10 protein-coding genes are annotated in these 13873 nt (G+C 45.9%); 4 read left to right on the top strand and 6 right to left on the bottom strand.

The window, feature by feature from the left end; translation table 11 throughout:
• The first annotated feature begins 5 nt into the window (after positions 1-5).
• Together ACLGGO_RS04265 and ACLGGO_RS04260 are read left to right on the top strand one after the other, a co-directional pair.
• Positions 6-476 (top strand): GNAT family N-acetyltransferase, encoded by a 471-nt coding sequence (locus ACLGGO_RS04265; protein ID WP_446418395.1) that lies wholly within the window; start codon positions 6-8, stop codon positions 474-476.
• A gap of 352 nt (positions 477-828) precedes the next feature.
• The gene (locus tag ACLGGO_RS04260; RefSeq protein WP_446418394.1) at positions 829-1359 is read left to right on the top strand and encodes a PEP-CTERM sorting domain-containing protein; all 531 of its coding nucleotides are present in this window, start codon (positions 829-831) and stop codon (positions 1357-1359) included.
• A 120-nt stretch (positions 1360-1479) separates the two neighbouring features.
• On the opposite strand, the gene ACLGGO_RS04255 is transcribed toward ACLGGO_RS04260, so the two are convergent.
• The 5 genes from ACLGGO_RS04255 to ACLGGO_RS04235 all read right to left on the bottom strand — a co-directional run bounded on the left by ACLGGO_RS04255 (position 1480) and on the right by ACLGGO_RS04235 (position 6249).
• Positions 1480-2355, bottom strand: a complete 876-nt coding sequence (locus ACLGGO_RS04255; protein ID WP_446418393.1) for an SDR family oxidoreductase — start codon at positions 2353-2355, stop codon at positions 1480-1482.
• Between the two features lie 248 nt (positions 2356-2603).
• A complete protein-coding gene (locus tag ACLGGO_RS04250; RefSeq protein WP_446418392.1) occupies positions 2604-2981 on the bottom strand; it encodes a hypothetical protein in 378 nt (125 codons plus the stop codon).
• A 126-nt stretch (positions 2982-3107) separates the two neighbouring features.
• The gene (locus ACLGGO_RS04245) at positions 3108-3359 is read right to left on the bottom strand and encodes a TIGR02450 family Trp-rich protein (RefSeq protein ID WP_446336974.1); all 252 of its coding nucleotides are present in this window, start codon (positions 3357-3359) and stop codon (positions 3108-3110) included.
• A gap of 201 nt (positions 3360-3560) precedes the next feature.
• Complete coding sequence (locus ACLGGO_RS04240; protein WP_446418391.1) at positions 3561-4163, bottom strand: rhomboid family intramembrane serine protease; 603 nt, start codon at positions 4161-4163, stop codon at positions 3561-3563.
• A gap of 148 nt (positions 4164-4311) precedes the next feature.
• Positions 4312-6249, bottom strand: a complete 1938-nt coding sequence (locus tag ACLGGO_RS04235; RefSeq protein ID WP_446418390.1) for a S9 family peptidase — start codon at positions 6247-6249, stop codon at positions 4312-4314.
• Positions 6250-6958: 709 nt separating this feature from the next.
• On the opposite strand from ACLGGO_RS04235, the gene ACLGGO_RS04230 reads away from it, so the two are divergent.
• The gene (locus ACLGGO_RS04230; protein WP_446418389.1) at positions 6959-8326 is read left to right on the top strand and encodes an RNA-guided endonuclease InsQ/TnpB family protein; all 1368 of its coding nucleotides are present in this window, start codon (positions 6959-6961) and stop codon (positions 8324-8326) included.
• 59 nt (positions 8327-8385) lie between these two features.
• Positions 8386-10005: a rhomboid family intramembrane serine protease gene (locus ACLGGO_RS04225; RefSeq protein ID WP_446418388.1), complete on the top strand. Its 1620-nt coding sequence runs from the start codon at positions 8386-8388 to the stop codon at positions 10003-10005.
• A gap of 17 nt (positions 10006-10022) precedes the next feature.
• Here the strand turns inward: ACLGGO_RS04225 and ACLGGO_RS04220 are convergent, their stop codons facing one another.
• Positions 10023-13859 (bottom strand): PAS domain-containing protein, encoded by a 3837-nt coding sequence (locus tag ACLGGO_RS04220; RefSeq protein ID WP_446418387.1) that lies wholly within the window; start codon positions 13857-13859, stop codon positions 10023-10025.
• Between the last annotated feature and the right edge of the window lie 14 nt (positions 13860-13873).

Raw genomic sequence — 13873 nt, 5'->3', positions numbered from 1 at the left:
CCTACATGCATACGAGTCAGCCAACTCTACCCGCCAACTGTGTCCTCCGACGCGCCTATTCTGGGGATCGGGGCGCGATTTTCCGATTGGTACTGGGGGCAAAACTTGATCCGACGCAGTTACGATGGCAGCAATTCTGGGTGATTGAATGTCAGGGACAGGTGGTGGCTTGTGGACAGTTACGCCAGTTTGCTGACGCTCAAGAGTTGGGCAGTTTGGTTGTCGCCCCAGAGTGGCGCGATCGCGGTTTGGCAACCCTGCTGATGCATCATCTGATTGCCCAAGCCAGCTTTCCCCTTTATCTGGAATGCTTGGGGACACGCTTAGCCCAGTTCTACAGGCGCTTTGGCTTTGTCCCGGTTTCCTGGCAAGAGTTGCCGCGATCGCTTAAAATTAAATTTGGTTTGTCTCGTATGGCAAAAATTATTTTGCGACTCCCCGTAGAAATTATGCACCTGACATCAAACTGTCAATAACTTAAACCTTGTTCAATCTTTATTCTTCTGGGCAAAAAGAAAGTTTTGTCCTTAGGTTTTCTTAATCTAAAACCCTTATACCCTACAGAATAACACTTAATAATATTTTTTTTATAATCCCACGAGGTACGGGAGATTCTCCCCCGGCAAGATCTCAATAATTCGATTGTTTTGTAACAATTATTATTATTTTCAGGAAAACCTAACAAATTAGATTGACTCACCCAATATAAGTCAATACAATAACTAAGTTGCTCTACTCCTGAAGATAGATGTTATATCTATCTAGCAGTCGTTTAATTAAGAGTGACAACTGTCCTACTTCATACAGTGCGATTCCATGACAAAATTTATGAAATTTACCTCACTTGCTGCCTTGACGGTTGCTACTACTGCTGCTACCGTCAGCCTAGCTAATGTATCACCCGCTACAGCCGCTTCAATGAGATTTAGTGTAGACATCCATGATATCCCAGTTAATTCAGACATACTGGGTGGTTCAACAACAATAAATGCAGCTGCAGGTTCCTTCACCACGAACGATTCAATGGATGCAATTGAATCAGTTGCTCTAAAGTTGGGGAATATCAAATTTAATCAAGGGCAATTTGTCACTGATGGCTCCCAAACCAATATTCTTTTCAGTACGTCTTCTCAGAGTCTCACTCTGTTTAACATACTGCCACTGCCCCAGGACATTGGTGATATGGCAAGTGGACAAGCCACTTTGGCAAATGGAAATTTAACTGGCTCTGTCTCCTACCAACTAACTAAAGTTCCTTCTGTTCCTGAACCCCTGACACTCCTTGGTTCAGCCGCCGCATTAGGCTTTGGATTCGTACTCAAGCAAGAGAATTCGAGAAAGAAGAATAAAGTCAACTAGTAATCCTAATCTATAGGAAAGTAATTTCCGGGTTTTATGTGGTGCATCGCCAAGGGCGCAAATCTTGCGCCCCTAATATCTATCTATTTGAACCCTGTAGAGACGTAGCATGCTACGTCTCTACAACCTCCCCCGCAATGCCTCTAATTCTTCTGGCAAGGATAAAGGATTATATCCTAATGCAAACGCCTTGGAACTATCCAAAGAAACATCTGGAGGTCTTGGCGCTGCCATTTTTACCTCGGCTTGTTTACAATAGTTTAATCCGGTTTTAGGTAATTTTAACACATCAACCAAGAGACGACCAAAGTCATAGCGTGATATCCGTTCCCTTCCACCCAGATGTAGGTAGCCTTGAATGTTATCGAGGGCTAATAATATCCCTTTAGCGGCGGTGGTTCCACTCACAGGCGTGCGAAATTCATCAACAAATAATTTTAACTCCCCTCCCGATTGTAAAATGTCAATAAATGGCTGGATAAAGCTAGTCGCTGTTGGTGTCGCCTGACCAAACATTAAAGGCATTCTACAAATTGCTGTCCGAGGATAACGGGTTAACATTATATTCTCAGCCCTAACTTTTTGTTCTCCATAATAACTAATTGGCGAAACCGGAGCAGTTTCCGGATAGGGTGGGTTTAAACCATTGAATACCAAGTCAGTAGATGTAAATACACAAGGAATGCCATAATCCGCACAAAGTCCCGCGATATTACCAGATGCTATAACATTTATCACTTCTGTCTCCTGGGGATGCATCTGGCAAAAATTAGGATTGGATTGAGCAGCGGTATGAATAACGGCGTCAGGTTTAATGTCTTGAAAAAGTTGTTTTAGTTCCGGGAAATTGGTTAAATCAACCTTTATTGTGTTTATACCTGGACTATTAATCAACTTAGAAAAGCAAGTTCCATAAACATTCCATTCGCCTTTAGACAATTGGCAAATATGCCACCCCAAAAAGCCACTAATACCTGTAATTAATAACCGTTTCATCTCATTCTTTTCCGGTAAATCCTGGTAGAAACCCCTGCTTATCCATGGGGATTTGGCGAAGCTTATGCGCTGGAATATTGGTATAAAACCGAGACATTTGGGCGCATAAGCGAGAGCCCCTACGAATGCATCTTGGGGATTTGGCGAAGCTTATGCGCTGGAATATTGGCATAAAACCGAGACATTTGGGCGCATAAGCGAGAGCCCCTACGAATGCATCTGCTCCCAAATGTCTTTATAAGATCCCATCACTTTGACTCACAGGTTAATACTTCATTAACGGGTGCAAATCCTTCGGGGTCATCATAGCCAACTAACTCAGAATAGTAATTCTTGTTTTGCAGGAGAACCACCCGTGCTGTGTCCAAGGGGGTATCATGAAACGTGAGTTCTCGTTTCGTTGTCAGGGAAATATTTTCAGCAACATTTGAGGGAAACTGTTCATAGGTAACAATTGTACTTCCCTCGTCTTCTGTAATGGTAATATATGCCCTCATTCCCAAAGGATTAGGTTGACCAGACTCAGGATCATATTGGCAGATTCTACCCGTGCTAGAAGCCGCGCAATTCAAAGGAAAAATAACAAAAACTAGGGCAACAAACCACTTTGACGAATTAATTTTCATGATAAATCACCTGAGAAAGGGTATTTTTATAGGTAGTTCACTCTTTACAGTTTGGTCTTCAAGGGAAGGAGCTATTGTTGTCCGTTAAAAGGAAATGATAACTGTTTCGGCGGACATGATATTCTATCATAGTTCATCCTCTGCCAGTTCCTTCATTTCTTGTAAAGACTGCCAACCTGGTTTCCACAGAGAACGGTCTTTAAACTGTTGAGCATTAAGCCAAAAGCGAACAGTAGGGTCACAAGAAGCCACCATTTCAGCAAAAACCCATTGACCCTGATTTTTGCGGTTGACCACTTGAAAATGTCGCCAACCCCAGGTTTGTTGAGTCGCTGTCCATTTGGAACCCACCAGATAAGGAAATTTTTGTTTTGCCATTAATAATTGGAAACGTATTGACCCTTCACGTCATTCGGTGGCGGTGTGTAGGGGCGGGTTTCACTATTATCGTTTCTTACTTAACCCAAATGTAACTAAACCCGCCCTGATCCAATTTTGAATTAATTCCCCCATCTTCCCCATCTTCCCCATCTCCCCATCTCCCAGACGCGCCATGGCGCGTCTCTACTTCCCCATCCCTCATCTCTTGCGCTGAGACAACAGGCGTGCGGCAATAATTCCACCAATAAAGCCAAATAAATGCCCTTCCCAGGATACACCGGGAACCGTTGGTAAAATACCCCAAATTGCTCCTCCATAGAGAAATCCCACGATAAGTGAGAGTAAAATAGAGGGAACATTGCGTTGAAAATAGCCACGCAACAGCAGAAAACCAAGATAGCCAAAAACTAGACCGCTAGCGCCAATGTGAACACCAGAAGAACCGATTAGCCAAACCCCTAAACCACTGACAACCATGGTGATGGCGGTAACAATAAAAAAGTCGCTGGTTTCTTGTAACATGACAAACCAGCCTAGAGTGAGAAAGGGGATAGTATTGGCAATTAGGTGACCTAAACCACCATGGAGAAACGGAGCAAATAGTATACCCCTTAACCCGATAATTTGACGGGGGAAAATACCATAGCGGTTCAGTGCGCCTTGGAAAATGATTAAATCAATGAGTTCTAAACCCCACATCACGGCGACAAGTCCGCCTAAAATGGTAGCCTGGGTTTTGACTTCACGGGCAAGTGCTTTGGTTTCTTGATGGACAAGTTCTCGGGTTTCCCGGTTGCTCATGGCTAGACCTCTGGGATAGAGTGTTAAGTCTTAATGTTTCTAGGGTAGCAACTTCCCCTACGAGGTATGAATAGCAATAGTCAAGCCTATAAATAATCCCACTGTGTAGAGACGTTGCATGCAACGTCTCTACAACCCTTGATGGGAGTTAAAAATTGTCGATCTCGACGGGTTCAATGGGTTGGGCTAACTCAAAACCGAATATCCGCGAATAAAAGTATAACTCGGCTTCCAAGGTGCGCTTGATGTTTTGTGCCCTTCGGAATCCATGCTGTTCTTCTGGGTAGGTGACATAAGCTACGGGTAATCCCTTGGCTTTTAACGCCTCTACCATCGTCTCGGCTTGGTTGGGGGGAACCACTTTATCTTCTAACCCTTGGAAGAAAATCACCGGACAGGACAGTTGGTCGGTAAAATGAATAGGCGATCGCGCTTTGTACAAGTCTTTGCGTTCAGGATAGGCACCAATTAACCCATCCAGGTAACGAGATTCAAATTTGTGGGTATCGGTGGCTAAGGTTTCTAAGTCGCTGACGCCGTAATAACTCGCCCCGGCTTTAAAGATATCCCGGAAGGTAAGAGCGGCTAATGTAGTATAACCCCCAGCGCTACCCCCTGCGATCGCTAAACGTTCTCTATCGACGAATCCTTGTTCAGCGAGGTACTTTGCACCATTGGCGCAGTCATCGACATCGACTATTCCCCATTGATTCTGGAGGCGTTGGCGGTATTCGCGTCCATACCCTGTACTTCCACCATAGTTAACATCTAAGAAGGCAAAGCCGCGACTTGTCCAATATTGGATTTTTAGATTAAAGGTACTGGATGTAGATGCAGTCGGTCCACCGTGACTTTTGACAATCAGGGGAGGTTTCTCGGTTTCGGGTGCTTGATATTCTTGGTTTTGAGGGGGATAGAAGAAGCCGTAAGCCGTTTGACCGTTTTCGGTGGGAAAGGCGATCGCCTCGGGTATGGAGAGGTATCCTTTATCTATGTCTAATGTTGTCGATTGACGCAGAACCTCTATCTGTTGGCTGGCTACGTCTAGTTGTACCACGGCGGTGGGTTCAGTTGCAGAACCGCCAATAAAGACGACGCGATTTTCTGTCACTTGCACCGATGAAATACTGGTATAAGGGGTTTCAATCGGGTTTAATTGTTTCGTCTGTAGATCAATACTTCCTAAGCGCCATCGACCTTGGACAGTATAGGCACAGATTAGGCGATCGCGCGATGAGATGCCATAAGTAGACATACCAAACACCCACTGGGGAAGACCAAACTCAGCCTCCATTTCCCAAAGTGATTCTACCTGGTTCTGATTCCAGCGATAAAGATTCCACCACCCTGTCCGATCACAAACGAAGTATAATGTGCCATCGGGTGACCATTCCGGTTGAAAGATTGACTCCTCAACTCCACCTGCAATACATTTGGCTTCACCTAATAATCCATCTGCTTGAATCGGCGCCACCCACAATTGTGTCCCATCCCATGGCATATTGGGATGATTCCAACTCAACCAGGCTAACTGAGAACCATCCGGACTTAAGCGGGGTGAGGCGTAGAAGTCATTTCCTGTAGCGATAATTTGGATAGCGTCACTATTATTTAAAGGAATACTGACTAACGTGTTAACGGGTTGTGCACCCTCACTGCTGTGATCTTCGCGCACACAAATCAGCCGTTGTCGCTGGGAGTCAATCACCATATCAGCATAGCGCAGAGTTCCTGCTGACTCTGGGGTGATGGGTTGGGGTTCTGCATCACTTGTGTGCTGGTAAAGGCGCTGATCTTTATAATTAGCAAAATAAATAATGCCATCTTTAACCGCGTAAGCACCACCCCCATATTCGTGAACGCGAGTACGCACATTAAAAGCCGAGGGGGTAATATCTGCGATCGCGCCATTCACCTGACGGCGTACAATCACATTACGTCCCGCTTCCATGGGTCGTGCTTCTATCCAGTAGGTATCCGTACCATCTAGGGTAATACTACCTAAGCCAATCGTACCAGCCACAATGAGTTCGGCTGCGATCGGAGAGTTCCAGGAACCGTAGGGAGCGATTTTCGGTTGAGTCATCGTTAATTTCTGGGTTTTGCCAACAGTTATAACTAATACAGGACTTACGCACAAACGCCATTTATGGTAGGGACACGGCAATGAAAGAGCCCCTACAGGTAGCGCCTGTGCCGTCAAGAAAGCGTAAGTCCTATAATATATAGTTTCGATATATAGGTTTACACTAAACCCACGCCCCACACTCAGCTTCCACTCCCAAGATGCTCTAAACAATAGTGATTTTTCCGTTAACCCAACCCCAATCAAGGACTTTGACCAAGACTATTAAACTAGGCAAATATACCTAGTTTAACATCTGATTTATGAAGCATTGATGAAGACAAAGGCTTTCGATATAAAGATTCCGTAAAGATACGGCAAAACTCTTTTCAAAAAAATAAATTAGCTATAGAGTGACAAACAAGAAAGGAGTTAGTAGCTATCTCAAGAAAAGAAGAAGGCGGACATTGAAATGGGATTCCACTCTAATCAAGGGAAGCCTCAGTGCCCTTGAGGAATGCGGGTCAAAGGAGGGGGTTCGACACCCCTTTCTTTGACATTTTCTTGGGCTTTGTCCTTATGTAATCCCTAAACACATCGTTTTGTGTTCGGGCTGACATTTCACAATATCGCCGCCAAACTTGCTTTTATTGTAGGGTGAGACGAAAGTTAACAGATTCCGTGAGTTTTGCCAAAGTCCAAGTAAATGAATTCCCTGTACAATAATGGCATGAAATATACCTACCAGTACAAGGCACTTCCAAGAACGTCACAGAAACTAGAGTTAAATCTCTGGCTTCGGACTTGCCAGTATTGGTATAACCGACAACTAGGCGACAGGTTCGACTGGTGGGAGTGTAATCGCTCTCCCGTTGATGCTTGCCCTCTGGTAACGCACTTACCCGAATTGAGGGAAAAGCCAAACTATTACAATCAGAAGAAACAATTGCCAGAACTCAAAAAGCAACCCATTGTAGTGCAATGGTCTGGGCAAATACTAGATTTTTCAAGAGTTCCAGCAAATACGCTACAGGAAGTTTGCCAGCGCGTTGATAAAGCGTTTGAGCGATTTATTGCTGGTGACTCGACGGGAAAGCGAAGTGGAAAACCTCGCTTTAAATCCGAATCCAGATTCCGTTCATTTGTAATTGAAGGGGCTGGACTAGAACTACATTCATGTTCTGTTGGCGGCAAGTACCTCTACATCAAAGTCCCCAAGATTGGTTTAATCAAGATTCGGTCACACCGTCACATTCGAGATGGCGCTGTTCTTAAACAGTTGCAGTTTATCAAGAAAAATGATGGCTGGTTTGTCAATCTCCGTCTCGAAGATATAACTGTTCCCACTATAACCCATGATGAGTTTATTCCCAACTGGGATAATTCAATGGGTTTAGATGCTGTTCTCCATGAAGATGATTACCTGGCAACATCGGAGAATACCAAACTTCCTTCACTTAAGGTTCTACGCAACAGTCTAGAGAAGTTAGCCCAAATATCTAATAAAAAGAACTTGAGAAAGAAAGGTTCTGCTTCTAGACGTAGGCTAGCTATAAGAGAAGGAAGGCAACATCAAAAGATAGCTAGGGCAAGGAAGGATTTCCAGTACAAAACTGCCCACAAATTAGTGAGGACTGGCAAGAAAGTATTTTTCCATGAAGACCTTAACTTGAAAGGTCTTGTCCGTCGCAACGCTCCTAAACAAGATGAAACAGGGGCGTACACCAAAAATGGGCAATCAGCTAAATCTGGACTAAACTTGTCGTGGGCTGATGCAGCATTTGGACAATTCTTTGAAATCCTGGGTCACATAGCTGGAAAAGCTGGAGCCAAAGTGGTTGCAAAGAATCCTGCATATAGTTCCCTGTTACTCTCGTACCGTGATGAATTTGTGTTTACGGATTGCAGTGTACGAGAATACTGGGATGATATTGAGAAGCTCTTGGTTGATAGAGACATTAATGCAGCTATCAACATTAAGAGGCTGGGGCTGGACGTGTTCCCCAGCATAAAACGCCGCAAAGGTGGCATCGTAATAGTTGGTTCTATTACTGATAGTACCTCCAAGGAAGTTCTCCACACCCTTCGAGGTGTCTGAGAAGCCTACGCTGTACCTGTACTCAGGTCAGCGTAGGAGCGTCACGTATCCTGGAAAAGGTGAACGTCGCCTACTCCTCCCCGCCTGATCGCAAATCGCCAGAAATGGATATTAATCAGTTACTCCTCTGGATTGTCTGCACCTCTTGCATTCTGAACATTATCGTCGGAATGCGCCGTGCTAGGATTTCAGATTCAGCCCCCTACATCCATAGCTGGATGATTGTTTCCGGTTTGGTGTTAGCCACAACTGCTGTCTTGTATGTCCTCACTCCAGAGAATGCAGGTTGGATTGGCGGGGGATTATGGGGGTTGTTGATTTTAATGCCGATTCTAGGGTTTAGACTCATGAATCAATTGGCATATCAGGAACGCTTTGGCTTGGCTAGCCGACTGGGTAAACTCCTCTGCTGGCTGCACCCCGCCCAGAATTGGCGTCAATTTTCTGAATTGTTGGACACGCTGGAACAACTCAAGCAAGGTTCAACCACTGAAGCCACGGCGATTATCAATCGCGACAAAACCACCAATCGTCCTCTGGTGCGACACACCATCGCCACCCTCTACAAAATGGAGGCGCGTTGGCAAGAGTTGCGGGAGTGGATTGAAACCAACGTATCACAGAGCGCCCTAGAACATGATCCCAGTCTAATCCTGTACTACCTGCGAGCGTTGGCAGAAATGGGGGACATAAATGGCTTGCTCGCACAAATCGAACGGTTTGAACCTATCTTAGAACAAAGCGATCGCGGCATCAATCAGAGTCAAGCTTATTTATTTGCCTTTGCCTTTTGCGGTCAAAAAGCCCAAGTCGCACAATTGCTCACTGGACCCTTAGCATTTTATCCAAATTACATTCGCCGATTTTGGCTGGCTACGACGGATTGGGCGGCGGGAGAGGTAGAGGGGGCGCGTCAGCAACTGTGGGCTATTTCTAACCGCCATACTGGACTCTACCGCCATGCTATCCAAGCTCGTTTATCCCAATCACCTGTCAACCCTGATGCTGTTTTAACTCAACATTCTCGGCAGATTTTAGCGCAACTTACACTCAATCTTCAACATCAGGTGCGATACGGTTCTAGAGAACGGTTTCTGGGTTCTAGAGCGTATACGACTTGGGGAATTATTGGATTAAACCTGATCGTGTTTGGATTGGAAATTCACTTGGGCGGAAGTGAAAATCAGCAGGTTTTATATGCTCTCGGAGCATTAGTGCCACAGGAAGTTCTCGACGGTGCTTGGTGGCGATTATTGACATCAACATTTTTGCACTTTGGATTTACGCATCTATTAATGAATATGCTGGGTCTTTATATCCTTGGACCCTTTGTCGAATATGCCCTCTCTGGGTGGCGATATTTGCTGCTCTACTTGATTAGTGGTATAGGTTCGATGGTGGTGGTATCTCTAGCCACTCATTTTGGATACTCTGAGGCGCAATTTGTGGTTGGGGCATCCGGATCAGTGATGGGAATTGTGGGCGCAACGGCGGCTATTTTACTTCAGGGATGGCGGCGCGAAAAATCGCGTTTAGCCTCTCGTCGTTTGCGGTTTATTTTATTTATTATTGCCTTTCAAGTCGTCTTTGACCTATCAATTCCTCAGGTAAGTTTCACGGGTCATACATCAGGCTTAATTATCGGTTTTTTGGTGGGGCTTATGCTGTACCATAAGTGATCGTAGTGTTCATCAAATCAATTGAGGAAATCTCGCGTGCTGGCAGTTCTTCCAGCTAGCCGGACAATGACCTTGAGTAATTGCCTCGGTTCAATCGGCTTAGAGATGTGCATCTGGAAGCCTGCTGATAGGGCTTGCATACGGTCTTCTTCTCTAGCATAAGCGGTGACAGCCACCGCCTGCATCTGTCCCCCTTGGGCTAACGGTAACGCCCTGATCTGGCGAATCAGCCTGTAACCATTTTCACCGGGCATACCAATGTCACTCAGTAGCAGATCATATTTCATTTGTTGTAGCCGTTCCAGCGCTTCAGTTGCGGATGCTGTTGCAGTTACCATTGCCCCGTACTGTTCCAGAAGGGCGATCAAGAATTCACGGGTATCTGCATCATCATCGACGACTAAGACTCGTATCCGACTTAGGAGTGAGGCGTCAAAGTTCAAGGATGAATCAATTCCATCGTGAGCATTCATTTTTTTGTTGTCATCATCCAAAAGAGGTAACTTGACAATAAACGTCGCCCCTTGTCCTTCTCCGGGGCTTTCAGCGTGAATCGTACCACCTTGCAGTTTCACCAGATTTTGCGCGATCGCTAATCCTAATCCTAAGCCGGTTTGTTTTCTGGCTGTGGTGCTATCGGCTTGGCGGAAGCTTTCAAAGATATGAGGCAAAAACTCTGGATTAATTCCTTTACCCGTATCCTTGACCCGGATTTGAGCAAATTGATCCACTGGTTCTAAATGAATCTCAACTCGTCCCCCTTCTGGGGTAAACTTGACCGCATTTGAGAGTAGGTTCCAAATCACTTGCTGTAAGCGGTTGGGGTCACCCGAAACCCAACCCCCAGAAGCATTAAGCCGGGAGTCCATTTGAATCTGTTTATCCGTCGCCGTGGGACGCACCGTATCTAGCGCCGCTTCAATCACACCAACCAGATTCGTGGGACAGATATTCAGGCGAATTTGACCGCGAATAATCCGCGAAATATCCAGTAAATCGTCAATCAGTTGGGCTTGGGCTTGGGCGTTGCGTTCAATCGTCTCAAGGGCGCGATTTGTCTTTTGTGCATCCAACTGGCGGATGCGAAGTAACTGCGCCCAACCCAAAATTGCGTTCAAAGGCGATCGCAATTCATGGGATACTATAGCTAAAAACTCATCCTTAGTTCGACTCGCCGCTTCTGCCACCGAACGGGCTTCCTGTTCCCGCACCAGTAGCTGATTGCGTTCTGCTTCTGCAAGTTTAATATCAGTGATATCCCGGGCAATAGCCAAGATTGATTCAACGATGCCATCTTCCGCCAATTCCGGCACCATCCGGGCTTGATAGTATCGAGTTGTATTATCGGGGGTGAGGAAATTGAACTCCGGAATTTGCTCTTGTCCCGTGGCAAATATTTCACGCAGCGTGGTTTGCCCGTGGGTACTTATGGGTTCTGGGATGCCTAATTCCTGATAAGTTTTGCCCAGAAAACTTTGGCGTGACAATCCCGTTACCGCTTCTATGGCTGGGTTGACATACATAAAACTTAAGTCTTGATCAAATCGGCAAATAATATCCGGAGAATTTTCCACCAGGGCTTGGAATTCCTGTTGGCGACGATAAAGTTCAGCTTGGGTTTGCTGGCGTTCCGTCACATCTCTCCAAGTGGCAATAAACCCATCGCGAAAGGGGGCAATGCAAATATCAAAGACTCGACTCAGGCGCTGTTGACCATAGTTATCTTCATACGCAACCGATTCTTTCACTAACGGTTGTCGAGTTTCCACAACCTGACAGTAGTCCGCAAATAGCCCCGTTTCTTGATGGGCGGGTAGGATTTCACACAGTCCCCTACCAATTTGCTGGTTTTGGTTTAAACTGTTGTTTTTACAGGCAGCCGCATTAACATAGTCGATGCGAAAATCAATAACCTCACCCGATTCATCGCGTATGGCGGAGTAAATGCCAAAACAGTCCAACATTGTCTCAACTGAGGTACGGAATAATTCCTCCCGTTCTTGGAGTTGGACTTCGGCTTGCTTGCGGTCTGTAATATCTCTAACTGTAGCCACCACTGTCTCAATCGTACCCTCAGCATTGGCAACGGGTGAGAGAATGTACTCATACTGTCTGATTCCCTGCACCGTCGGGAAGTTGATTTCATCAGTCAGGCTTTGCCCGGTTTCAAATACCACTTGGCGTTGAGCATCATAGGATTCCATCACGGTTGCAGGTAAACCCAACTCTTGCCAGGTTTTACCCACCATGTCACTGGGCTGTCGTCCTAAGGCTTTGGCGGCTGATACACTGACGTAGAGGTATTTGCCGTGACGGTCATAGAGGTAAATTTGATCCACAGAGGCGCTAAGAATACCCTGCAACAGTCCCACCTGCTGCTGCACCTGATGTGCCAAGTGTTGCCGTTCGGCTTCAACCTGCTTACCTTCTGTGATATCCCGCCAAGTGGCAATAAAGCCATCTCCTAACTTCGTCGCCCGGATATCATAAGCGCGACGCAGGCGTTGCTGAGCAAAATTATCTTCGTAAATCAGGGATTCTTTAATTAAGGGTTCACCTGTTTCCACGACTTGAGAGTATTCGGCAAATAGCCCAGTTTCCCGATGAGCGGGCAAGAGTTGGCATAACGATTGCCCAATTTGCTGTTTGCTTAAAAAGTTATCACGGCAAGCGGCGGCATTAACATAATCGATGCGAAAATCCACAATCTCACCCGATTCATCGCGGATTGCGGTATAAATACCAAAACAATCCAGCATACTTTCCACAGAGGTGCGAAATCGTTCTTCACTCTGCCGCAATTTTTGGTTAAATTCTTGTAAGCGAGTATAGGCTTTGGTTAATAAAGCATTGAGTTGAGCGCGAGTGGGATAGTCGCTATATGCCGCAGGTTTTGCGGTAACGGTTTCGGGTTGTGCGATCGCCGCTCCCAGGAGTAAACTGACAATACCTTGCGTCAGCAGACTCAGTTGGTGCAAAGATAAAATGTCTGCGGAAATGGGCAATGGGGACAGGGAGAGGGCGCTAGGATAAAAAATTAGGTAGTCTAGCCCTGTCACCGCGATAGAAAAGCTAACCAAGAGCATCCCACCCATCGCACCAAAGCGGATAGCTGCCCAGAGAATCGGTAGAAAACCAATAAACAATAATCGCTCGAATGTCAAGCCGGAATCAAAGGTTGCCCAAACGGTGAGGGTAGCGATACCGATACTTAAGCACCCCAGTGCCAAGATTTCCAGCCATTGATGCAGCCAGAGACTCCAGACAGAGGAACTTTTTTGGTCTGAGTTAGGAAGCCAACCTCGATTTTGCCAGAATCGGGTGAGAATTAAAAGAGCAGTTGGCGCTACGGCGAGGATACCCATTGCCTGCCCTAACCAGTTGTAGGATAAGTTCTGTAGTAGAGTAGACGGCGGTATTTTACCCCAAGCTAGCAACCCTAGACTGTGAACCGTGGCGGAAGTCGTGCAGGCGGCGAGAGTAGCAGAAATAAAGACAACGGCATCAGCGAAACGTTTGAGTGACAGCGAACCCTGCCAAAGTCGGCGATAAAGAAGCCAAGTTATCAGTGGAATTATTATATCAGTGATTCTGAGCCAACCTGTCCAGTCACCACTTCCCCAAAACGGGGCGATGACAAGTGAGGTGATGCCGGTTAAGATAAGTCCTATCCATTCAAAACAGAGCGTCAGTGCGATCGCGACTCCGGATGGGAAAAACCATAGCGATATTCCCGGTTGCACCTGATAGAGAAGTGCCACTCCATGAGCTAAAATTAGGGCGAATCCAGATAAGACAATGACAAGCCACCAGTGTTGGCGAGTTAAGGGCGTAGAGTTTGAAGCAAAACGCATAGAGAAACTTTCCT

Origin of the sequence: Coleofasciculus sp. (assembly GCF_046565525.1) — a bacterium.
GTDB lineage: Bacteria > Cyanobacteriota > Cyanobacteriia > Cyanobacteriales > Coleofasciculaceae > Coleofasciculus.
Note: the sequence above shows the minus strand (reverse complement) of the source record. Positions and strands in the feature narration are given on the sequence as shown.